Source organism: Pseudomonas sp. LS-2 (assembly GCF_003605735.1).
Taxonomy (GTDB): Bacteria; Pseudomonadota; Gammaproteobacteria; order Pseudomonadales; family Pseudomonadaceae; genus Aquipseudomonas.
On the sequence record NZ_QXTJ01000024.1, the window covers coordinates 12,888 to 35,797 of the forward strand.

The window sequence follows — 22,910 nt, forward strand, 5'->3', positions numbered from 1 at the left end:
ACCATGGCCGCAAGCATCCCGTCGGGCACGGTTTCCGTGCGCATGTATCGAGGCATTCTGGGCGATTGTTTCCTGCTCAGGCATGAAGAGCAGGGCGAGGAGGTCAAGTACATTCTCATCGACTGCGGGGTGTTGCAGGGCGTCAGCAATGCCCGCGAGCGGATGCGAGACATCGTCAGCGATATTCGGCAAACCACCGGTGGCACGCTGGATCTGCTGGTGGTGACCCATGAGCATCACGATCACTTGTCGGGGTTTCAGTACGAAGCTGAGCGCTTCAAAACGTTCACGGTTCGCGAGTTCTGGCTAGCCTGGACGGAGGACCCCAACGATGCCACCGCCATCGAGCTGCGGCGGCATTTCGACAAGAGCCGAGACACGGTGGCTGCGCTGGCCAGCCACCCGGTGATGCAGGCACTGGGAAAGGATGACGGTCGCATCAGGAGCGTCCTTGGACTCAGCGCGTTCCTGGGTTTGGACAACGGCAATCGACCCACCGGTGCCAGCACCCTGAAGATGCTCAAAGAGCTTGCGACACCGGCGCGCACCCGGTATCTGCAACCGGGGCAGGTGGTCAGGCCCACTCGAATCGCCGGGCTCAAGACCTACGTGATGGGGCCGCCACGGGATACCGCCAGCCTGCGCAGGGATGCGCCGCGCAAAGGGGCGGCGAAAGAGGTGTACTTGTCCCGTCAGGAAGACGCGAACGCGCTGGACCTGCGACTCGCTCAACTGAACGACACGCCGATCTGCGCTGAAGACCTGCCGTTCGCAGCCCCCCATCGACGGCCGCTCAACAACGTTGCCGCGCTGAATCCGAAGCAGTACACCCTCACCCAGAAGCTGTATTACGACCCGAAGGCCGCCTCGCGGAAAATCGATGACGAGTGGTATTCATCGGCCGAGACTCTGGCCCTGAAGATGGACTCCGATACCAACAACACCAGCCTGGTGCTGGCGTTCGAACTGCCGGACGGGCAGGTCCTGCTGTTTCCCGGAGACGCGCAGGTCGGCAACTGGCTGTCGTGGTCGGCCCAGACCTACCCGACAACCCCCGACCCGACGCCAGGCCCGGCGGTGACGGCGGACGATATTCTGGCGCGGGTGAGCCTGTACAAGGTCGGCCACCATTGCAGCCACAACGCCACGCTGCGCGAACTGGGGCTGGAGAAAATGACCAGCCCGCGACTGGTGGCGATGATTCCCGTCGTCACCGAAGTGGCGGTGAAGAACCAATGGAACATGCCTTACCCCGATCTTTATCAGGCGCTCAAGCAGAAGACCTGCGAGCGAGTGATCATCGGCGACAGCGTGTTCGAGCAGGAGCGCAAGATCTTCGAGCAAAACGCTCGAGCACTGCAACCGCCAATCACTGTGGATTACCACCCGAAAGGGTTGTGGGTCGAAGTGCGGATTTCTTTCGGTCAGGGGGGCACCTGACGTGACCCCTTGATCAAGGTCACGTCAGGCAGTGAAACCGGTCAGTATTTCCAGGTCAGCGAGGCGGTCACGTTGCGTGGCGCTGCGTAGTTGCTTGCGGTGGCGCTGTACAACGAGGTCAGGTACTTGCGGTCGGTGACGTTGTTGAAGTTCAGTGCGGTGCTCCAGTTGCTGTCGATGTCGTAGCTGGTCATCAGGTCGACCACCGCGTAGGCATTCTGGCGAATGACGCTGATGTTGTCGTTCTGAATGCCGCTCTGCCAGCTGACGCGGGTGCCGATGCGGGCTTGGGGCAGGCTCGGCAGGCGATAGGTCGCCATGCCGTGGAAGCTGTGGGTCGGCACGTAGCGGCGGGATTTGTCGCCATCGTCGTTGTCGATGCGCACATAGGTGTAGCCCGCCAGGATGTCCAGGTTCGGCAATACCTCGCCCGAGGCTTCCAGCTCGATACCGTGGCTCTTGTAGTCCCCGGTGAAGTAGCGGAACTGGGAGCCGACCTGAATGTAGTCCGCTGATGCCACATTGCTCTGCTCGGTCTTGAACACCGCTGCCGTCAGGTTGAGGCGGTCATCCATTACGCTGCCTTTGACACCCGCTTCCAGGCTCTTGCCTTCGAGAGGGTCGAGCACCTTGCCGTCAACGCCGACGGTGCCGAACTGCGGGTTATAAATCTGCGTCCAGCTGGTGTACAGGCTCCATTGCTTGTTCACGTCATACACAAGGCCCGTGTATGGCGTGACCTTGCCATGCTCGCGCTGCGCGTGATCGACGCCGTAGCTTTCGCCGGTGCCATCGGTGCTGAGCATGCGCGCGCCGGCGATCCAGTGCAGGTCGTCTGCCAGGCTGAAGCGCGCGCCGGCGAACAGGCTCTTCTGCCGGTCAATGATGTTCTGGTTGTTGATGTCGCTGGTGTAAATGAACTGCGGCGCAGGTTCGGCGCCCGCAAGAATGCCGGCGAACGAGGTGTTGTAGTAGCCCGCTTCAGCGGCGTCGTATTCGTTCGCTTTCTGGTGAGTGCGACCGTAGCTGGCGCCAAACGTCAGCTCATGATCGCGGCCGAACAGACTGAACGGGCCGGAGACTTTCGCCTCGCCGATCAACTGGTGCGAGCGGCCCGATGTCTGAGCGCCGAAGGCCAGTGCATCGTCGTCGGTGACGCTGGCGACGTACAGCATGCTGCTGTTCTGGTATTCGGTGATCCCGGTGCCGGTGATCGTGGCGTTCCAGCCGTTGCCGAAGTCATGTTTGAGTTCTGCAAAGACCCGTTGAGTGTGGATGTTCCAGTAAGACCATGGCTGGCCAACGTTGGAGCTGCGGCTGGAGTAATGAATCGGGTTGTTGTTGCTGTCCACCAGAGGCAGGTTGCCCCAGGTGCTGCCGTTGGAGTCGCTGTTGTGCTGCGAGAAACCCACGGTCAGCGTGTCGGCGTCGGACAGATCGAACGCGAGCAGGCCGGCGGCGACGTTCTTCTCATGGCTGTAGCGGTCCATCCACGAGTTGCCCTTGTCATGGGCGTAGATGAAGCGGCCGCGCACGTTGCCGGTGTCGGTCAGCGGACCCGAGACATCGACGTCGATGCGGCGGTTATCCCATGAGCCGACGCTGGTGCCGATCTGCGCCTGGAAATCGCGAGTCGGGCGCTTGCGTACGAAGTTGACCGTGGCGGAAGGGTTGCCGGTGCCGCTCATCAGACCGTTGGCGCCGTGCAGCACGTCGATCTGCTCGTATTCGGCCATGTCCAGATCACCGTTGAGGATCGTCTGGGTAAACGGCATGTTCATGCCGTCGAACTCGAAGCTGTTGATCTCAAAGCCACGGGAGGTGAATTCGGTACGGTCGGTCTCGCTCTGTTCGACAGTCACCGATGGCGCGGAGCGCAGCGCATCCTTGACGCTGTTCATCTTGTAATCGTCGATTTGATCACGGGTGATGGTGGTGATCGCTTGTGGCGTTTCCTTGTTGGTCAGCCCCATTTTCGTGGTGCTGGAGGAAGGCTTACCTACGTAACCCACGCTTGGCGCGTCTTCCTGTGCGACAGCACTGTCCTGCACTTGCGTTGCGGGCAGAGTCATTTCATCGGCGGCGCGGGCCATTGTCGAGGCGCTGACGGCAGCAGCGAGCAGAAGAGGGGCAGAAAGACGAGGATTCAAGAGCGGATTTCCCAAAGAGCGTTAAAAATGTGAATGCGATTCTGTATCAACATGATAATGATAACCAGATGTGACGCCGATAAAATTTCACATTTTTTTCACAAGCACCTCAAGCGCCTGCAAATTCAAGACTCATCCAATGGGTTTTCCCTCGGTGATCGGGTTCAATTCCGATCTGCACGAAGGTGACAAGCAAAGATTTTTCATCCGGATCCTTGACTTCTCTTTTTCAATCAGTAAGATAGCTCGCATTCCGCGATAGCTCAGTTGGTAGAGCAAGTGACTGTTAATCACTGGGTCCCTGGTTCGAGTCCAGGTCGTGGAGCCAAACGAAACACCGAAAAGGCCAGCGCACAGCTGGCCTTTTTTGTTTGTCTTGCGGATGGCGTTGTTCGTTTAAGATGGCAAGCCCCCCGATGATCGAGATTCGCCATGACCTCAACGCCCGGCGCTCAGGCACTGCGCCTGAACAACTACAAGACCGTTGCCGACAGCATGGCGACGCTGTTGTTTCCCCATGCCGAGGTCATCCTCCACGACCTCGCCACCCAGACCGTGGTCCACATCGCCAACAACATCTCCAAGCGCAAGATCGGTGATGATTCAGCGCTGGAGGAGATCGCCGGCGACCTGACCACCCAGCTCAGCATCGGCCCCTACGAAAAGCTCAACTGGGACGGTCAGCGGGTGCGCTCGATCACCAGCGTGCTGCTGGATGATCAGGGCAAGCCCGAAGTCGCGCTCTGCATCAATCTCAATTACTCGGTGCTCGAACAGGCCCGCGATGCCCTCAACCTGTTCTTCCAGGCCAGCCGCATGGTCGCCCAGCCCGAGGCACTGTTTCGCGATGACTGGCAGGAACGCATCAACACCTTTCTCCACGCCTGGTTGCAGGAGCGCCATCTGGGCCTCAACAGCCTGAGCCGCGACGACAAACGCAACCTGATCGAAGCGCTGTATCACGAGGGTGCGTTTGAAGGCCGCAGCGTCTACGACTACATCGCCAACGTCCTGAACATGGGACGGGCGACGGTGTACAAATACGTGAAGGCGTTTCGCGAAAGCTGATCAGACGCGGCTACGGGGGATTGCGTGCAGGGCTCAGATTCGCTGATGCCCAAACGTCGGATTCAGAAACGGGCAGGGGCTTGAGACAGCTTGAGCGTCTGCCCCGCCTTGATGAGATCGGCGACTCTCTTGACGCACATTTTCCTCATCGCCGCGGCGCGATGCATTTTCACCGTGACTTCACTGATCGCAAGGTTGCCGGCGATCTGTTTGTTCAGCAACCCGTCGACGACGCCGATCATGACCTGTCGTTCTCTTGGGGTCAGGCTGTTGAGCCGCGCATCGAGGTCCGCCAGATGGCCACGCTTCTCCATTCCTTTGCGGTGCCGTGAAACCGCCTGTCCGACAGAATCCAGCAAATCCTGGTGCCTGAATGGTTTGGCGAGAAAATCGACGGCCCCTGCTTTCATCGCGCGCACCGACATCGGGATATCGCCATACCCGGTAATGAACACCACGGGCACGTCCATCCCGGAGCGCGCCATCTGCGCGTACACATCGAGGCCGTTGAAGCCTTGCAGCCTGATATCCAGAATCACACAAGCCGCCGTTCGGGCCGCCGGATGGGAAAGCATTTCCAGCGGATTGGCGAACGCTTCCACTGTGTGACCGGCCGAACGAAGGAGGCTGCTCAGGGCCTGGCGCAGGACATTGTCGTCGTCGATCACCAGAATCAGGGCAGGGGAGGCGTGATCGTCGGCGGGTGAAGTCGCAAGGCTCATGGCTCGATCCTCCTGCTGCGAGTGCGGGCCGGGTTTGCGATGTCGAGCTGAGGCGCTCATGGCGACGGCTTCCAGATTGGCGATACCTCACATCGTGCCGTTTGCAGCGCGAAAAAAAAACGACAAATAAAGGCGTGATTCCAGTCATCACCGCCATGCCCCTGCACCCACGCTGAAAACGATGCCAGGGAAAGGGTGAAGTTGCCGGGCGACCATACCAAGGTGTAGTCCGGTTATGCGAATCGACTATGGCGTGCCTTCCCACTGCGCAAGATCATAGGGCTTTGCGGCAGTTGATGATGACGTTGCAGTCACTCGAACCTGCGCATTGAGACGGTCTGAATCCACCTCGCAACAACTGACCCCTCTACGGTCGTAATCCCTTCCCGCGTTTGACCTTCGTGCAGCATCGAGAGAGGAAATCCCAGTGTCTGATACCCACAACACGCCATCGAGTTCGCGCAGACAGGTACTCAAGGTTGGCGCGACCGCGCTCGCCGCAGGTTCGCTTTCAGCCATGGTGATGGGCGCAAGCACCGCGCAGGCCGCGACAGCGGTGTCGAACAAACAAGGAGCCAATGACATGACCCGTTTCACCACCCCCGACGGCACCGAAATCTTCTACAAGGATTGGGGCACCGGTCAGCCAATCGTGTTTCACCATGGCTGGCCGCTCAGCGCCGACGACTGGGATGCACAAATGCTGTTCTTCCTGTCCAAGGGCTACCGCGTCATCGCACACGACCGCCGAGGCCACGGCCGCTCGACCCAAACGTCTGTCGGCAATGACATGGACACCTATGCCGCTGACGTCGCCGCGCTGGTCGCTCATCTGCAATTGAAGGATGCGGTGCACATCGGGCACTCCACCGGTGGGGGCGAGGTCGCACGCTATGTCGCGCAGCACGGTGCCGGGCGTGTGGCGAAGGCGGTGCTGATTGGCGCGGTGCCTCCGATCATGGTCAAGTCGGCGAAGAATCCGGGTGGCCTGCCGATGGAAGTATTCGACGGGTTTCGCTCGGCGCTCGCGGCGAACCGGGCACAGTTCTACAAAGAAGTGCCTGTCCCGTTCTACGGCTATAACCGTGAAGGCGCGAAGGTGTCTGAAGGGGTCAAGGAAAACTGGTGGCGCCAGGGCATGATGGGGGGCGCCAAGGCGCACTACGATTGCATCAAGGCCTTCTCGGAAACGGACTTCACCGAGGACCTGCGAAAAATCACGGTGCCGGTCCTGGTGCTGCACGGCGATGACGATCAGATCGTGCCCATTGCCGACTCCGCCGAGTTGTCGATCAAACTGCTCAAGCACGGCACCTTGAAAGTCTACAAAGGGTATCCGCACGGCATGTGCACGATTCACCCAGAGGTCATCAACGAAGACCTCCTGGCGTTCATCAAGGGCTGACGGCATAAGTTCTGTGCATCACCTGAGTGGCATCGCCACTCAGGTCGCAAGCATCAAGGCGGGCAGGGTGAGCGTGACTTTCGCCCCTTGCTTGCCATCCCCTCTGTTGGTGAGTTGAATCTGGCCACCGGCACCCTCCACGATCGAACGACAGATCGGCAGCCCCATGCCCATGCCCGTGGCTTTGGTGGTGAAAAAGCTCTCGAACAGCTTGCCTTCCAGACCCTGCGCAATACCCGGTCCGCTGTCCAGCACCTCGAGGCAGATGTCCCCGGCGGGCAGTCGTACACTTCTGACGGTCAACTCGCGGATGGCCGAGTCCGACATCGCCATCGCTTGCGCGGCGTTCATGACCAGGTTGACGATCACTTGTTGCAACAGCACACGGTCGGCTCGAACCGGAGCAAGCGAAGCAGCGAGCTCGGTGGTCAGACGGACCGAGTGTTTGCGCAGTTCATGGTCGGTGAACTGCAATGAGTCCTGAATCACATCGTTGATGCTCACGTCGGACTCTTGCGCAGGTCGGCGCAGCGCCATGCCGCGGATGCGCGAGATCACGTCATCGGTGCGTTGTGCTTCGTCGATGATCTGCAGCAGCGCGTTCTCAACTTCGCGCAAGTCCGGCTGCGGCCGTTGCAGCCAGCGCAGTCCTGCCTGTGCGTAGGTCGAGATCGAGGTCAGTGGTTGGTTGATCTCGTGGGTGATCGACGCGCTCAGCTCGCCCAGAATCGAGATACGCGCCACATGGGCGAGTTCGGTCTGCATGATCTCCAGCGCATGACGCGCCTCCGCCAGTTCCGACAGGTCGATGATGCCAATCAGGATCACCCCTCGCGCGATGTTCTCCTTGGAGAAGCATGCCGTGAACAGGCACTCGAATTCATTGCCATCCAGTGTTCTGAGACGCGTGACCTCGATGTTGTTGGGCAGTCCTCCTAGGGATTTGACAACGCAACGGGCGTAGACCTGAATACTCTCGTCGGGCCAGTAGCGGTCTATCGTTCCGAGCATTTCAGTCCGGTCACCCCGGCCGAACAGACGCACGCTGTGGTCGTTGAGATCGACGACCTGGGTGTGTTGCATGAAATCGCGCACGACATGCGGGTGCGTCAGGAAATACGCTTCAAGGTCGCGAACGCCAGAGTCGAGCAGTGCCCGGATCTTGGGGCCGATGGCCGTGAAGTCCAGCTCCCAGAATGATGCGGCCATCGCCTGGAAAAGGTTGCGATAGCGGTACTCGCTGGCCTTCAGATGCTGTTCGATCTGTTTGGCTGACGAGATGTCGTAGCCCGTTTCCAGGATGCCAATCGGATTGCCGGCGGCGTCCCTGCGTAATGACCACCGGACGTTGACCAGACGGCGGCAACCGGAGCCGGTGAGCCGGGAGAGTTCGCCTTCCCAGTACCCGTCCGCCAACAGCCTGGCATCTGCCTTGTCGTGACCGTCACGCTCATGTTTGCATCCGAGCAATGTGCGCGCGTTTGCCCCGAGCGCCGAGTGAGATGGCCATCCATAAAGCGCGGCTGAGGCGGCGTTCCAGAAGTGGATTTTTCCTTCCATGTCCCGCACGAATACGGCGTCGTGAAAGCGCTCGAAAACCTCGGCCTCAGCACGCGTGATCGGTTCGGTCATTCGGCCGCCCTCTGTCGTCTTTCGGCATTGCAGGCGTTCACTTTTTTCAAAGTGGGTGTGACGTTCAATCTCAATTTCAGGACGTCCGAGGAGAGTAGCGATTGTTTTTTGGAAGGGCCGGGTGGTCCGGTTCAAAGAAGCGGGCCGGGTGGCTCCCCACAACGGTCATTACAACGGGTGAAGTGGCACGCTTAACAGTATTTTTGTGCGGATTCTAACGTCGGGCCGTTTGCGACTTTCGCTGAAGCTCCCATCAGGCATCCTGCATCGTGGTGCCTAGAATTGAAATGACATAGAGCNCGCCAGGCGTTTTCAACGTGCGCCATGTTTGCTGTCGAACTGATCGGGTTGAACGGGCGATTCATTCACCACTGAGTCACCACCTAACCTTAGGTATGAATTGACCGTCCGGCAGGGGTGATCCACAGTTCGCTGCATCAAGTTTGCGGGTTGCCACACTTAACAATTCCTCTGTCCATTTAGTTTGGACGAGGGGTCCAGCGTGCGCGATTGACGGTCGTGGTTGACGTGTCATTCCACAAACTCCTGCCATGTTTCCTCCCATTCTCTGCGACAGGAATACTCTTCATGCAACTGACCGATAACACCATTCTTATTACCGGCGGGGCCTCAGGTATCGGGCGTGGCCTGGCCGAAGCGTTTCACAAACTTGGCAATAAGGTGATTATTGCCGGCCGACGTAAAGCGCTGTTGGATGAAGTCATTACCGCGAACCCTGGAATGGAAGGGATCGAACTCGATATCAATGATCCGGCCAGCATTCAGGAAGTTGCCACCACGTTGATCAGCCGTTATCCATCGCTCAATGTTCTGGTGAACAACGCCGGCATCATGCCCTTCGACGACGCTGCCGGGCACATCGACGATGCGACGATGATCGGCACGATCACGACTAACTTCATGGGCCCGATCAGGCTGACGTCTGCACTGATCGAGCACCTGAAATCCCAGCCTCGCTCTGTGATCATCAACAACACCTCGGTGCTGGCGTTCGTGCCGCTGGCGTGCAATGCCGTTTACTCGGCGACCAAGGCCGCCTTGCATTCCTATTCGCTTTCTCAACGCTTCACGTTGTTGGGGACCTCGGTCAGCGTGCAGGAAATCGCGCCGCCATGGGTCAATACGGACCTGATTCACAAGGGCGACGATCCGCGCGCCATGCCACTGGACGCGTTCATCGAACAAACCATGGTCGGCCTGGCGACCGATGTGCCTGAGGTGGTCGTGGACGCGATTCGGCCTCTGCGAGACAACCCCGGCTCGCAAGAGCATGCGCTGATCCACGGCTTCAACCAGTCGGTGGTGGAAAATCCGATTCCGGTAGGCTGACACGCCTGTCAAATAACGCGTTCATGGGCGGGCGCCAGGCCGAAACGTCGGCCTGGCGCCTCCGTGCTCAATGTTACAAGGATGAATGCAGGTGAATGTTTGAAACCGTTCGTGGCTTACGCGGCGCTGGACCGTAAAACCTTTGCGGGTTCTCATGGATCAACGCCCGCGCCAGGCTTTTCGCACCTGTCCGAGGTCGAAACCGGGTATGCCGATGATCTGCGGTCCACCGTCGACGCCCGAGGCCAAAGGCCCATCCACGAAAACCTGGCGCCCTGGCGGGTGAAGAAAGCCAAGACGCTGATGATCGCGTTCATGGCCCATGGTTGCTCGATACAGCGGATCGCCGACGAGTGTGCGGTTTCACGAAGCCACTTCTCCAGAGCGTTCAAGAACGCGACGGGGCTGGCGCCCCATGTCTGGTTTCGGCGGGAGCAGATGCGCCGGGCCGAGACCTTGCTGCGAGCACGGCACTTCTCAATCTGTCGCGTGGCCCAGGAGTGCGGGTTCTCGGACCAGTCCTATTTCACGCGCGTGTTCACCCGACTCAAAGGCATCAGCCCGCGGCGCTGGCAATTACAGGGTTACGTGCCTGCGCACAGTGGTCGCGTGAACGACCCCGACTCACTCAGCCCACCGTTTGGATGAGGCAGCCATCCGAGAGACGTTGGCGAGGCTTTTCCAGACGGCGGCGCAGACACATCGTTATTTTTCGGAGGTAAACCCTTTTCCAGTGGAAGCCAGCGACGGACGCACGGTGCATGTTGATCGGTGTCTGCGTGAGTTCAGGACATGAACCGTGAATAAAGCTCCTCGTATTGCAATTGTCGACGATGACAAGTCGTGCCGAATGGCGCTTGGCAGCCTTGTGCGCTCCTTGGGTTACAAGCCCTGTCTGTTCTCCCGCGCGCAAGACCTTCTGGCATCGCCTGAGATCGATGATATGGATTGTCTGATTTCAGATGTACAGATGCCCGGCATGGATGGCCTGGAACTGCAACGAAACCTGGTAGAGGCCGGGCGTTCCATCCCCATCCTGTTCATCACTGCCTACCCCAAGGAATCCGTACGCCAGCGCGCATTGGCCGCTGGTGCCGAGGGGGTTCTCGCCAAGCCTTATAACGCTCAAGTCGTCATCGATTTCATCGAGCGAATCGTGAAGCCGTAACCAACGTCGGGGTCAACGCGTGTGGACAGCCAGGCGCGACTGCACGCATTGACGCGGTAGTTGTCATGGCAACTTCACTCATACCTTCGTCTATTCCTCCTGTTTGCAGAGATGATTGTTCGCTGAGGTCGCAGGCGGATAGTTTGTTTACAGGACGCGTCCCATTGAGACCATTGAGCAAAGGGTTGAGCCGATCCAGCAAAACAGCCGGGTGTCGTCCCTATATCCTTCAATCTGAATTAACTGACGGACACATGACTCATGAACAACACACACACTACTGCACAAGGATTGCTGATCCGTGCCAGTCACCTGGACAAACTTGGCATTCATTTGATTCGCCTGGGTGTCGCCATCATTTTCATCTGGATCGGCGCATTGAAGTTCGTTCCCTATGAAGCGGACAGCATTACGCCATTCGTTGCCAACAACCCGGTGATGTCACTGTTTTACGCACATCCGGAGCAATACAAGGAGCACCTGACCCATGAGGGACAACTGGATCCGGTGAAGCGTGAGTGGCAGGCCGAGAATCACACGTACCGCTTTTCCAACGGGCTGGGCACCGTGGAAATTCTGATCGGCCTGCTGGTGCTGTCTTATATGTTTTCTCGCCGACTGGGCATGGTCGGTTCGGTGTTGGCGTTTCTTACACCGCTGGTGACCCTGTCCTTTCTCATCACCACGCCTGAGGCGTGGGTGCAGAACCTGGGCGACGCCGAGTTCGGATTTCCTTATTTGTCAGGCGGCGGAAGACTGGTGCTCAAGGATGTTCTGATGCTGGCCGGCGCTGTGGTCATGATTGCCGACTCCGCACGCCAACTGCTTGAAGAAAGAACAGTGCCTGCGGCCACTCGACTGCAAAACGTTTGATTGACGCGTCGTGCGAAAGTGCGCATGCACCGGGACGTATAAAACACACTTATACCAAGGGTCAGGTTTATTTACCCCACGTACAAGTGTGTGCGCCGCGCAACTTCATTATCGTTTCTACCCAACGACTCATACACCCAGGAGATTCCACCATGGCACGTTTCGCAGCGGTACCGGCAGATCAGGCAAGCGGCGCTACTGCCGAAGTCTACGCGGGTATCAAACAGGCGCTGGGCAATGTGCCCAACGCCTACGCCGCCCTCGGCACTCTGGCGCCGGAAGCGCTGAAGGCCATGCTGGCGGCTGACAAGGTTCTTGCCGCAGGCCCGCTGAGCAAACCCGACCAGGAAACCGTCAAGCTGGTGATCAGCGAACTGGCCGGATGTGACTATTGCGTCGCGGCCCACAGCATGGTCGGGAAGATGGTAGGTCTGTCGGCTGAAACCATGAACGCGATTCGTCAGGGCGCGTCCACGGGCGACGCCAAACGCGATGCGCTGGTGCGTTTCGTACGTGCTATCGCGCTCACGCCAGGCACATTACCGCAAGACCAGGTGCAGGCTTTGCAGACGGCTGGCTACAGCGGCGAGCAGATCGTTCACATCGGCCTGGCGATTTCGGTGATTACCTTCACCAACGCCTTCAACCGCATCAACGACACGGTCGTCGATTTTCCGAAGCCTCATTGATCCACGACCCGGCGCTGTCATCGTTCAAAGGAGCGACACCGTGAATCCACTTGCCGAACTGAAAGTGCCCAGTCCCGATCTCGAGGCGGTCTGCCTGGCGTTTGCCGCGCCCGATCGGGTCTCTGCGTCGCTGAGCGAGGTCAATTTTCTGGGCAAGGGGTGGCAGGCATCGCTGGACGTCGGCCAGGAGCGGATCGCCTTCTGGATGTATGGCAGCGGGCCGGTCATTTTACTGATGCACGGCTGGTGCAGCCGGGGTTCGCACCTGATGGGCTTCGTCAAGCCGCTGGTCGCCGCAGGGTTCTCTGTTGCCTTGTTCGATGCGCCGGCTCATGGTCATTCCAGTGGCGCCTGCTCCAGCGTGATGCATGCGGGGAGGGCGGCACTGAAGCTGGCCGAGCATCTGGGCGATGTCCATGGGGTCATTGCGCATTCGGCCGGATCTCTCGCGGCGCTCTGGGCGATGACCCACGGGTTGTCGGTGCAGCGCAGCGTTCATGTCTGCGGGCCAACATCGTTGACCACGGTTGTGCTGGAGGTGGCGCGGGCCCACGGGTTGAACGAGGTGCAGACATTGGAATTCTGCGCCTGGGCCCAGCGGTTCATGGGCGTGACGCTGACCGATGTCGACCTTGCGGCCCTGTCCGAGAGGCTCCGGCATCCGGGGCTGATCATTCATGATGGCGATGATCGTGTCGTGGCCGTCGAGCAATCCCGGGCGCTGCATGTCACCTGGACCCGTTCGACGCTGATTGAAACCCGTGGTCTGGGCCACCGGCGGATTCTGTCAGACCCTCAGGTCATCGAGCGCGCTGTCGAGTTCATGGCTGCATCGCGTGATGCAGTCGAGCGACGGGGCTGATCAGGCGCACTACATCTTCATGTCGGGAGTCATTCCCGACGCTGTAAACGTTCGCTCATTTCCGGCTCCCGCGACTGTTGATCACCTCCGTCCATGTGGACGGATTCGCGGGAGCTGTTTTTTTCCTCGCCCTCGGTGACCGATAGAGCACCGCCAGGCCACGCTCCCGCGTTTCTTCTTACCTGCTTTTATTTCCCTGCAGCGGCCGGCACCGGCGTATTCAGCAATTGCTGTTCCCATAGATACGCGATACCACTACCGGCGGCATGTTGCTGGAGCACCTCCGTCAGCGCGGCAGCCGTGCCGGCGCGCGCCCAGTCGCGCTGCCATTCCGCTGCCAGCGCCAACCACGTCATCATGTTTGCGCCAGCCGCAATCATCCGCTGGATGGCAACCTGGTGGGCCTCGACCGACACAGCCCCCGACGCGTCGGTGATCACCGTGACGTCCCAGCCTTCGCCGAGGGCCTGGATGACGGGCATGGCGACGCAGACTTCGGTCCATAGCCCGGCAATGATCAGTTGCTTGCGGCCCGTGGCTTTCACCGCATCGACCACCACTTGATCTTCCCAAGTGTTGATGAACGTTCGGTCGATGACGTCCTGGTCCGCAAACACGTCGGTGATTTGCGGGAAGATGAAACCGCCACGTTCGGCGATGACGCTGGTGAGGATGGTGGGTACGTTGAAGGCTTTGGCCGCTTTCGCCAGTGCCGTGGCGTTGTTGACCACCATCTGGGGTTCATGGCTGTTGAGGTTGGTGAGCTGGTAGGGCTGGTGGTCAATCAGAACCAGTACCGAATCTTCTGGACGTAGAAGCGAAGCAAGGCCGTTACGAAAAGTCATTGAAGCATCCTTGGTCATTATGAGTAGGGTAGGTTCTCGAGCAGCGCGCCAGCGGCCACGCTGTCGAGTACCCTACTGTGCTGTCCCGTTGCTGATCCCGGTAGTCGCATCTGGTGTGCGGCTGTGTTGCAAAAAGAGGAACACTGATTTGGATATCGAAGCGCTTCAGACATTCGTGGTGGTGGCCGATGCCGGGGGCGTATCGCCTGCGGCGGTCCGGCTTGGCGTGTCCAAGTCAATCGTCAGCCGCAGGCTTGCGCGGCTGGAAACGGAGCTTGGCGTGCAGTTGCTTGCACGTTCCACGCGCGGGGCGGCGCTGACAGAGGCTGGCGTCACGTTCCGGGATTATGCGGCCAGGGTGTGCGCCGAGCTGGACGAAGCCAAGGAGGCGATTCTACCCGCCGGGGTGCTGCGAGGCCGCTTGCGGGTCGCCGCGCCGCTTTCGTTTGGCCCGACCCATTTCGCGCCCATCGTTGCGCAAATGGCGGTGCGTCATCCGGAGCTTCACATTCAGACGGGTTACAGGGATCGCTTCGTCGATCTCATCGGCGAGGGCTACGGCTGTGCGATACGGGTTGGCTATCTTCAGGATTCGAACCTGATCGCACGGTGCATCGGCCCGATCAACGGGAAGCTTGTTGCCAGTCCGGGTTATATCCAGAGGCATGGGGCGCCTGAAGCGCCGGAAGAACTGATCGCCCATCAGGCCCTCATGAAGGGAACCGAAGCCTGGCAATTCATGGACGGCGACACGGTGATTTCGGTTCGCCCGCACGGGCGCTTCAAGGCCGACAACGGTATCGCGCTGGTCGCTGCCGCCGTCGCGGGGTTGGGGGTCGCGTATCTGCCCGATTGCCTGACCTACGACAGTCTGCTTTCCGGCGCCCTTGTGCCGATCATGACCCGTTACCCACCCCCTCCGGCGGGCGCCTATGTGGTCCGCCCGCAAGGCCAACATCCGGCGCAGAAGATACGGGTCTTCACCGAACTGCTGATCGAGTATTTCGGCCAGTCTCCGCACTTTGCCGGGGCGGTTTTTGCCTGATCAATCCATCAAGCGGGCTTTGATGAGGCGAGCTCTTGATCAGGCCGCAACGGTTTCAAAAGGGTATGACGACTCCACGGGCCACAGTACTTCGGAAGATGAGCGATTGGCTGGTAGCCCAATCGCTCATACCACTGAGCCACATCGTCATCGAGGGTCTCGATGAGCGCTTCCACGCAGCCCCGTTCCAGCGCCAGTGCTTCAAGCCTGTGCAACAGCGCGGTTCCAAGTCGCTGCCCGCGCCACGGAGCGTCCACCCAAAGATAATTCACGTATAAGCGGTCGAATTCGGTTCGACCCGTGACGCCGCCGATCAATACGTCATCGTCCATCACCGCGCAGGCGATAGGCTCGGCGTGACCGCCGTGGCTTCGTGACATGTTCTGGCCGTGCTGGATGACGCCGTCAGCGATGGCTCGACGCTGAATGTCGTCGATGCTGCCGGTGGTGAGCCACTCCCTCATTTCCTTTCCTCCTGGACATTGCGTCAGCGTTTCAAGCAAGCGCAGTGCCAGGAAGGAAAGCGGCTGGTCGCTCCGGGTGTGCCTTCACGCGCTCATGCAGCGCTCGCGCCCCATGGCCGTCCCCTGCATCGCCCGATCAGCAAGGTTGCGCGGCCAGCCTGTTGCTGACGTTACGCCCCAGAACAAGCACCGTCGCAAACCCACAGCCCACCAGGGCGGTGGCCAGACTCATCAGCACCGAGGTGCCCAGTTGGTCGACGACCTGCCCGCCGAAGAACGAACCCAGCGCAATGATCACCTGGAACAAGGCAACGAACAGGGGCATGCCGCGTTCGACATCCTTGGGCGCTACGACAAACATCCAGATACTGGAGCAGGCCGGAAAGGCGCCGAAGGCGAATCCCCACAGCGCGATCAGCATCGCCGCGCCCGTCATGCCAGTGGCGAAGTAGGGGAACAACGCGGTGCTGGCGCCGATCATCAGCGCGACCAGCAACAGGGTGTACCGCACGCTGCGGTTGGCGGCGAAACCGGCGAAGATATTACCCGCTACGCCGGCCACGCCGTAGAGCAGCAGCAGTGAGCCAATCGTCGGCCCATCGAAGCCCGAGCTTTGTTTGAAGAAGGGCGCGACGTAGGTGTACGCCGCGAAGTGCGCCAGGCCGATCAACAACACAGCGATCAATCCGACCCGCGCTTGTGGATTGAAAAACAGGGCCGGCAAGTCACTGATGCGAATCGCCTTGTCCGGATTGAGCCTGGGCAGCAGGAAAATCTGCGCAAACAGCACCGGCACGCCCACTAGCGCGGTGACCATAAACGTCATGCGCCAGCCCATCAAACCGCTCAGCCAGGTGCCTACGGGCACGCCCAGCACGGTGGCCAGCGTCACACCGACCATGATGATCGAGGTGGCCTGCGCAACGCCCACTCCCTTGGGGGCCAGACGACCACTGAGGGCGATGGCCGTCGCCCAGAAACCGCCGATGCTGACGCCCAGCAGCACACGGCCGAACAGCAGCAGATTGAAATCACTGGCGTAGGCCACGACCGAGTTGGCGATGATCATGATCAGCGTCAGGCCGATCAGCAGGTAGCGCCGGTCCAGGGCGCCGATACCCACGGACAGCAAGGGGGCGGCGAGGGCGGCCATGATGCCGGGCAGAGTGACCATCAAGCCGGCATGGCCCGCGCTGATGCCCAGGTCGCTGGCGACGTCGTTGAGTACGCCTACCGGGAGAAACTCACTGGTGACCAGGGCGAAGGCACCCACAGCGACCGAGAGAATGGCCAGCCACTGCTGTTTGACACTTTGTTGGTTATGTTCGGGTACGTCGAGAGGGGGATGGTTGGAGCGTGGCATCGTGCTGGGTTCCATAGCGAGATGTCGTCTGCGCTCAGACGAAGTGGAGCGGAGGGGAAATGGGGAGCGATTATAAGAACTCGCTCAGGCCAGCCCACAGGCGACCGTTTCGATAGTCATCATCAGTACAATCGATAAGACGCCCTGATGGGAGCGTCGGTTCGGGTGGTGTGCCGAAACAGCCGGCTCATCAGAAATGATCGATCTGTATCTATACCAAAGACCCTCCAGGCCACACAATCTGGCACACCATAACAGCCAAGCCGGCCATGTCGCCAAGTCTGATAACCCAGGACAGTTCATGTACGTACCCGCCCACTTCAATGAGCCCGATATCGCAGCCCTCCATGGGCTGATCGACCACAACCCGCTGGGCATCCTCTTTACCCACGGCGCCAGCGGGATGGACGCCAACCACTTGCCGTTCGACCTTGCGCCTGCCGAAGGTAAATACGGCGTGCTGCATGCGCACGTCGCACGGGCGAACCCGCTCTGGCAGGAGCTTGGGGATGGCGATGAAGTGCTGGTGGTGTTTCGCGCAGCCGATGCTTACATTTCCCCCAACTGGTACCCGAGCAAACACGAGACCCACAAACAGGTTCCAACGTGGAATTACCGAGTCGTTCACGCCCATGGCCGAATCAGAATCCGTGACGACGAGCGATACGTGCGCGGTCTCGTCGCCAGGCTCACCCGCAAGCACGAGTCTTCCCAGCCACTGCCCTGGAAGATGACCGATGGCCCCAAGGATTACATCGCCGCCATGCTGCAGGCGATTGTGGGGATCGAGATCGAAATCACCGGCATTACCGGCAAGTTCAAGCTGGCGCAGAACAAGGAGACCAGAGACATTCGCGGCGCAGGTGAAGCGTTGCTCGCCAACGGCGATACCGAGGTAGGCGAGGCGATGATCGCTGTTGCCGATCAGAAAGCCTGACGCCCTGGACTGCCCGGCATTCATCTTTGATACGCCTCGTGAGCCCAGTTTGTGTTTGCCTGACCTTGCTGCCGCTTCGCGCCAGATCGCCGACAAGTCGGGCTCCCACGGCCTCTGGCCAGAATCAAAAGCCTGAATGCGAAAATGCCATGAACCCATATGGCTTGCCGGCGGCGATGAGATCCCGCTGTAGCAGCTTTGCTTGCGATGTCGGCAGGTGCACTGAACCGCTTCTGCCCGGTGGGCGTGGGAGCCTGGCTTGCCGGCGATCTGGCGCGAAGCGTCAGCAAAATCAGCGAATGCGGTATTTCACCAGAGGGACAGACATGCTTATCGTATTCAGCGGCCTGCCGGGCACGGGAAAAACCACCGTCGCCAAGGCGCTCGTCATTGAAACAGGCGCCTTGTATCTGCGGATCGATACCATCGAGCAAGCGATTCGAAGCTCCGGTGCGCTTGCGCAAGAAGTTGGGCGCAGTGGGTATCTGGTCGCTAACGGGCTTGCGCTGAGTAATCTTCGTCTGGGCGCTACAGTCATCGTCGATTGTGTCAATCCAGTCATCGAAAGCCGACGGGCCTGGAGCGAAGTCGCCTCGGAAGCAGGCGCTCGCCTGATCAATGTCGAAGTGATCTGCTCGGATGTCGATGAGCATCGACGCCGGGTGGAAACGCGGCAGGGTGATATCCCGGGCCTGACGCCCCCCACGTGGCAATCTGTGCTGGGACATGAATATGAAGCGTGGGCCGAGGCTCGTCTTTGCATTGATACGGCCCTGACTTCACCGGAGCAGGCCGTCTCGATGGTCACCCGACATCTACTGTCCAGTGAGTGACGTCGGCCAAACCCCGGCAATCACTCAGCCATTCAACGACATCGGTTTATTCCCACCCGCCGGCAAGCCGAACAGCTTTCTCACCCCATTGAGAAACGCACCGTAGGGGCGCCCCAGACACAGCATCATCAGGGCGGCGCCGAGAGTGCCGCGCACCAGGCCAGCGCCCGATGCACCACTGAACGCGATGATGGCCGCATAGATCGGGACCTGGAAACTGACGAGGGCGATGCTGTCCCACAGCAGCCTGGAAACCCGGCGCTCAGTGGCTCGTGTCATCAACCAGTCGCGCCACAGACCGTAAGGCCTGGCGACCGGAACCATCAGCGCCGCGCCCAGCAGGCGGGCGTGAAGCACCTGATCCCACGCCATCCCGGCGATGAACCGCTCATTGATGATGCCGGTCGTGGTGAAAAACAGGATCAGCGCTGTGGTATCAGCAAAAAATGCTGTGCGCGCCGAAGGCCCCTGTTCTGGAGGACGCTGCACCGTGCCGCGCCGCATCACGTCGGATCAGCCCGTGAGTCATCAACCCGCTGTCGCTCGATGCAGTCCAGAACCTCGTGTGCGGACCGTGCGGGGTGCACCCGGAGCATCTCCACGATGCTCGACAAACCCGCCGCGTGCCAGTCGAGCTGGCGGATCAGGTCGCCAAGGCGACTGCCGAAAAGGAAGGACAGACTGTCCGCTGAAGCATGCTGAATCATAGCGACTGACGTCCGCCAGAACCGGGTTGATGTGCTATGCGATTCGCCAGTTTGCGGAAAGTTTCAATCTGTCATCAGGCCGCGCAAGGGCTGTCCTGGATCACTCGAGACAGGAAACCACGGATCCATTCATGTTGAGGCTTTTCCTGTTTGGCGATGTCCCAGACCATGAACGATCTGAAGGACGGGACCGGCAGTGGAACCGGGCAGGTGGTCAGGGGCATCTGCTGTGCGAACGCACCGGCGGCGAACGTTGGAATCGTTGCGATCACATCACTGCTCAGCAAGGTCGTCAGCGCACCGGCAAAGTGCGTGAACGACGCTGTCACCTTGCGGGTGTGGCCGGCTTTCTCGAAAAGGTCGTCGATGAAGCCACGTCGTCCATCGAAGCAGATGCGCACGTGTTCGCCGGCAAAGTATTCCTCCAGGCTTAGTGACGCCTGATCGCAGGCACCGGGCCGGAACAGGCAGGAGTAGGAGGATGAGAAGAGTACCTGTGACGAATAGTTGGTGCTGAAATCCTTCGGCTCGCTGCAGATCACCAGATCCATCGCCGGGTCGTGAAGGGCGTTTTTCCATAGCGAACTGTTGGTCTGGTGGAAGGCGAACCGCACCCCCAGTCTCTGCCGGGAAACGGCCTCTACAAGCCTCGGCGCAAGGTAAGCCTCAAGGTCGTCCGACATCGCCAGATTGAACACGTAATGCGAGTCCTGAGGGGAAAAGGCAGTGTCCGTGCCCAGAAGTGCTGACACCGTGGACAGCGCTTCGGCAATCATCGGCGCGATCTCCAGCGCCTTGCGCGTCGGCTGCATGCCCGCGCTGGTTCTGACGAACAACTCATCGCCGAACTGCTCGCGCAGACGCTTGAGCGCCGAACTGACCGCGCCCTGGGTGACGTGAAGCACAGCCGAGGCACGTGTCGCGCTGCGCTCGGTCATCAGGCAGTGGAAGGTCAGCAGCAGGTTCAGGTCGGTGCGAGAGATATTACGTACGTTAATCCGGTTCATATTTCCTAATCGTTTGCCATGAGCGCCGAGCGATTTCTAGGATGTCCCCCAAAAGAAAAACTCGAAACCAATCAAAGGGGCAGTGTTATGAGCGTGGCACACAATTCGATAAGCAAGGGGCGTGCCCCATCGAGGTCAGGGGACCTGGACATTCGCAAGCGCGCCATTGCCGTGGGGATCGGCAATTTCATGGAGTGGTTCGATTTTGCGATCTATGGCTACTTCGCGGGCGTGATTGGTGCGCTGTTCTTTCCTTCGACCGCCGCAGGCGTATCACTGTTGTCGTCGCTGGCGGTATTCGCGGTGGGTTTTGTCTCACGGCCTCTGGGCGCCCTGATACTGGGGCCGCTGGGTGACCGGCTGGGCCGTCGCGCCGTTTTGATCGTAACGGTGTTCGGGATGGGGATCTGCACCACGATCATCGGTCTGCTTCCTCCCTATAGCGCGATTGGCATCGCAGCGCCGATTCTGCTGATCGCGCTGCGCTTCATTCAGGGGATGATGGTCGGCGGTGAGTGGTCGAGCGCCGGTATCTACATCGTGGAGAGTGCGCCGAACGACCGGCGCGCGACCGCCGCGAGTGTCATCACTGGCACTGCGGGACTGGCTTTTCTGTTCGGCACCTTCACCGCCGCTTTGCTGTCTTCGGGCCTTACGGACGCGCAACTGACAGCCTGGGGATGGAGGATTCCGTTCGTGATTTCCATCGTCATGACGGGCGTGGCGGTGTTCATCAGACGCAAGCTGGGCGACACGCCGGTCTACGAAGAACTGGTGAAGCAGCGCGCGTTGATGAAGCTGGCTGCGCCCACGCCTGCCGCCAAACGCAACGCGTTCATCACCACCTACGCATTCTCGGCGTTGTTCGGGGTGTCGCTCTATTACTTCATCACCTACGCCAATAACCATCTGGTGACTGCGGTCGGACTGCCCAAGAGCAAGGCGCTATGGCTGTGCAGCATCGCGCTGGTGGTCTACTGCATCGTCAACCCGCTGATCGGGCGCCTGAGTGATGCCATCGGTCGTCGCAAGCTGCTGCTGTTTGCCGCCGCCGGTCTCACGGTCATGGCGTATCCGATCTTCTGGATGCTCAACAGCGGCGACACGGCGCTGATCGTGACGGCGCTGCTGGTCTTCGGAATCCTGGTCGCCATCACGGCGGTAATGGACGTCGTGCTGCTGGTGGAAGTCTTCCCCGCGTCGATCCGCTCCACCGGCGCGGCGCTGGGGCACAACTTGGCGCTGGCGACGCTGGCAGGCCCGGGCCCCTTCATTGCAGCGGCGCTGATCAAAGCCACCGGCGACCCGAACATTCCCGCCCTGTACCTCATGGCAGTGTCGGCGCTTTGCCTGGTGGTTTTGCTGGTGATGCTTCCCGAGACCAAAGACAACAACATTTCTCAGTACTAGGAGACAACCATGACGCGTGTAGCCGTAATTCAAGCCTCTTCGATTCCATTCGCCCCGGTGGCGAGCGTCGACAAAGCCTGTCAGATCCTGCATCGCGTAGCCGGGCAGGGCGCGAAGCTGGCCGTGTTTCCCGAAGCGTTCATTGGCGGTTACCCAAAAGGTCAGAGCTTCGGCAGTGTGGTCGGCAATCGCAGCGAGACGGGCAGGGACCTCTACCGCGAGTACGTCGAGGGCGCCGTGACGCTCGACGGCCCTGAACTCGCGGCGCTCGCCGAGTGTGTCGATGAACTCAACGTCATCGTGGTCATGGGGATAATCGAACGCTCTGGCCGCACCCTGTACTGCACCGCGGTCACTTTCGTGCCGGGCCAGGGTATAGCCAACTTCCATCGCAAGCTGATGCCGACCGGCCAAGAGCGAATCATCTGGGGTTTCGGCGATGGTTCGACGATCGACGCCATCGCGACGGACATCGGTGTGATCGGCAACGTCATCTGCTGGGAGAACTACATGCCTGCGTTGCGCCAGGCGATGTACGCGCAAGGGGTGCAGCTCTACTGTGCACCGACCGCAGACGACCGCAAAAGCTGGGGCAGTTCCATGGTGCATATCGCGCTGGAAGGCCGGACCTTCGTGCTCTCGGCGTGCCAGTCGATCAAGCTCGAAGAGTACCCGCAAAGCTATCGGCAGGCGTTCGGGCTGGATTTCAAACCGGACGAGTACGTCATGCGGGGCGGCAGCATGATCGTCAGCCCCACGGGTGAGGTCCTCGCCGGCCCCGTCCACGATTGCGAAACCGAACTCTACGCCGATATCGATCTGTCGACCCTGACCCGGTCAAACCTTGATTTCGACGTGTGCGGGCACTATTCGCGGCCGGATATCTTTGAGTTGAACGTGAACACCAAAGCGATGAAGTCGGTGAACTTCAACTGAGCAT

The 22,910-nt window shown here is 60.0% G+C and carries 22 protein-coding genes and 1 tRNA gene; 15 read left to right on the plus strand and 8 right to left on the minus strand.

Annotated elements, in window-relative coordinates:
* Positions 1-3 precede the first annotated feature (3 nt).
* Positions 4-1,440 (plus strand): MBL fold metallo-hydrolase, encoded by a 1,437-nt coding sequence (locus tag D3M70_RS14340; RefSeq protein WP_120126410.1) that lies wholly within the window; start codon positions 4-6, stop codon positions 1,438-1,440.
* A 41-nt stretch (positions 1,441-1,481) separates the two neighbouring features.
* On the opposite strand, the gene D3M70_RS14345 is transcribed toward D3M70_RS14340, so the two are convergent.
* Positions 1,482-3,533 carry a TonB-dependent siderophore receptor gene (locus D3M70_RS14345; RefSeq protein WP_120126411.1) on the minus strand — a complete coding sequence of 684 codons (2,052 nt, stop codon included), beginning with the start codon at positions 3,531-3,533 and terminating at the stop codon, positions 1,482-1,484.
* 309 nt (positions 3,534-3,842) lie between these two features.
* On the opposite strand from D3M70_RS14345, the gene D3M70_RS14350 reads away from it, so the two are divergent.
* Positions 3,843-3,918, plus strand: a tRNA-Asn gene (locus tag D3M70_RS14350).
* 104 nt (positions 3,919-4,022) lie between these two features.
* Positions 4,023-4,658: a transcriptional regulator gene (locus D3M70_RS14355; protein ID WP_120126412.1), complete on the plus strand. Its 636-nt coding sequence runs from the start codon at positions 4,023-4,025 to the stop codon at positions 4,656-4,658.
* A 62-nt stretch (positions 4,659-4,720) separates the two neighbouring features.
* Here the strand turns inward: D3M70_RS14355 and D3M70_RS14360 are convergent, their stop codons facing one another.
* Positions 4,721-5,380 carry a response regulator transcription factor gene (locus D3M70_RS14360; protein WP_120126413.1) on the minus strand — a complete coding sequence of 220 codons (660 nt, stop codon included), beginning with the start codon at positions 5,378-5,380 and terminating at the stop codon, positions 4,721-4,723.
* A gap of 583 nt (positions 5,381-5,963) precedes the next feature.
* On the opposite strand from D3M70_RS14360, the gene D3M70_RS14365 reads away from it, so the two are divergent.
* The gene (locus tag D3M70_RS14365; protein WP_177418425.1) at positions 5,964-6,785 is read left to right on the plus strand and encodes an alpha/beta fold hydrolase; all 822 of its coding nucleotides are present in this window, start codon (positions 5,964-5,966) and stop codon (positions 6,783-6,785) included.
* Positions 6,786-6,824: 39 nt separating this feature from the next.
* Here D3M70_RS14365 and D3M70_RS14370 read toward each other — a convergent pair whose 3' ends face one another.
* Positions 6,825-8,552 (minus strand): PAS domain-containing sensor histidine kinase, encoded by a 1,728-nt coding sequence (locus tag D3M70_RS14370; protein WP_133306470.1) that lies wholly within the window; start codon positions 8,550-8,552, stop codon positions 6,825-6,827.
* 453 nt (positions 8,553-9,005) lie between these two features.
* Between D3M70_RS14370 and D3M70_RS14375 the strand changes: the two genes are divergently transcribed.
* The 6 genes from D3M70_RS14375 (at position 9,006) to D3M70_RS14400 (ending at position 13,359) form a co-directional block, all read left to right on the plus strand.
* Positions 9,006-9,767: an SDR family oxidoreductase gene (locus D3M70_RS14375; protein WP_120126416.1), complete on the plus strand. Its 762-nt coding sequence runs from the start codon at positions 9,006-9,008 to the stop codon at positions 9,765-9,767.
* A 99-nt stretch (positions 9,768-9,866) separates the two neighbouring features.
* Positions 9,867-10,415, plus strand: a complete 549-nt coding sequence (locus D3M70_RS14380; RefSeq protein ID WP_165869803.1) for a helix-turn-helix transcriptional regulator — start codon at positions 9,867-9,869, stop codon at positions 10,413-10,415.
* Between the two features lie 151 nt (positions 10,416-10,566).
* The gene (locus D3M70_RS14385; RefSeq protein ID WP_120126418.1) at positions 10,567-10,935 is read left to right on the plus strand and encodes a response regulator transcription factor; all 369 of its coding nucleotides are present in this window, start codon (positions 10,567-10,569) and stop codon (positions 10,933-10,935) included.
* Between the two features lie 261 nt (positions 10,936-11,196).
* Complete coding sequence (rclC, locus tag D3M70_RS14390; protein WP_120126419.1) at positions 11,197-11,808, plus strand: reactive chlorine resistance membrane protein RclC; 612 nt, start codon at positions 11,197-11,199, stop codon at positions 11,806-11,808.
* 152 nt (positions 11,809-11,960) lie between these two features.
* Entirely contained in the window at positions 11,961-12,497 is a 537-nt protein-coding gene (locus tag D3M70_RS14395) for a carboxymuconolactone decarboxylase family protein (protein ID WP_120126420.1), read from the plus strand.
* Between the two features lie 40 nt (positions 12,498-12,537).
* Positions 12,538-13,359 (plus strand): alpha/beta fold hydrolase, encoded by an 822-nt coding sequence (locus tag D3M70_RS14400; RefSeq protein ID WP_120126421.1) that lies wholly within the window; start codon positions 12,538-12,540, stop codon positions 13,357-13,359.
* Positions 13,360-13,547: 188 nt separating this feature from the next.
* Here the strand turns inward: D3M70_RS14400 and D3M70_RS14405 are convergent, their stop codons facing one another.
* The gene (locus D3M70_RS14405) at positions 13,548-14,204 is read right to left on the minus strand and encodes a hydrolase (RefSeq protein WP_120126422.1); all 657 of its coding nucleotides are present in this window, start codon (positions 14,202-14,204) and stop codon (positions 13,548-13,550) included.
* Positions 14,205-14,352: 148 nt separating this feature from the next.
* On the opposite strand from D3M70_RS14405, the gene D3M70_RS14410 reads away from it, so the two are divergent.
* Complete coding sequence (locus D3M70_RS14410) at positions 14,353-15,249, plus strand: LysR family transcriptional regulator (protein ID WP_120126423.1); 897 nt, start codon at positions 14,353-14,355, stop codon at positions 15,247-15,249.
* Positions 15,250-15,257: 8 nt separating this feature from the next.
* On the opposite strand, the gene D3M70_RS14415 is transcribed toward D3M70_RS14410, so the two are convergent.
* Complete coding sequence (locus D3M70_RS14415; RefSeq protein ID WP_120126424.1) at positions 15,258-15,713, minus strand: GNAT family N-acetyltransferase; 456 nt, start codon at positions 15,711-15,713, stop codon at positions 15,258-15,260.
* Between the two features lie 136 nt (positions 15,714-15,849).
* A complete protein-coding gene (locus tag D3M70_RS14420) occupies positions 15,850-17,076 on the minus strand; it encodes an MFS transporter (protein ID WP_120126425.1) in 1,227 nt (408 codons plus the stop codon).
* Positions 17,077-17,377: 301 nt separating this feature from the next.
* Between D3M70_RS14420 and D3M70_RS14425 the strand changes: the two genes are divergently transcribed.
* Positions 17,378-18,013, plus strand: coding sequence for an FMN-binding negative transcriptional regulator (locus tag D3M70_RS14425; protein ID WP_120126426.1), 636 nt, complete (start codon positions 17,378-17,380; stop codon positions 18,011-18,013).
* 326 nt (positions 18,014-18,339) lie between these two features.
* Positions 18,340-18,846 carry an AAA family ATPase gene (locus tag D3M70_RS14430; protein WP_120126427.1) on the plus strand — a complete coding sequence of 169 codons (507 nt, stop codon included), beginning with the start codon at positions 18,340-18,342 and terminating at the stop codon, positions 18,844-18,846.
* A 24-nt stretch (positions 18,847-18,870) separates the two neighbouring features.
* Here the strand turns inward: D3M70_RS14430 and alaE are convergent, their stop codons facing one another.
* Positions 18,871-19,335, minus strand: coding sequence for an L-alanine exporter AlaE (gene alaE / locus D3M70_RS14435; protein WP_256659850.1), 465 nt, complete (start codon positions 19,333-19,335; stop codon positions 18,871-18,873).
* A 292-nt stretch (positions 19,336-19,627) separates the two neighbouring features.
* Positions 19,628-20,560, minus strand: a complete 933-nt coding sequence (locus tag D3M70_RS14445; protein ID WP_120126430.1) for a LysR family transcriptional regulator — start codon at positions 20,558-20,560, stop codon at positions 19,628-19,630.
* Positions 20,561-20,647: 87 nt separating this feature from the next.
* Between D3M70_RS14445 and D3M70_RS14450 the strand changes: the two genes are divergently transcribed.
* Both D3M70_RS14450 and D3M70_RS14455 read left to right on the plus strand, forming a co-directional pair.
* Positions 20,648-21,970: an MFS transporter gene (locus tag D3M70_RS14450; protein ID WP_120126431.1), complete on the plus strand. Its 1,323-nt coding sequence runs from the start codon at positions 20,648-20,650 to the stop codon at positions 21,968-21,970.
* A gap of 9 nt (positions 21,971-21,979) precedes the next feature.
* Positions 21,980-22,906, plus strand: coding sequence for a carbon-nitrogen hydrolase family protein (locus D3M70_RS14455; RefSeq protein ID WP_120126432.1), 927 nt, complete (start codon positions 21,980-21,982; stop codon positions 22,904-22,906).
* Positions 22,907-22,910: the final 4 nt, after the last annotated feature.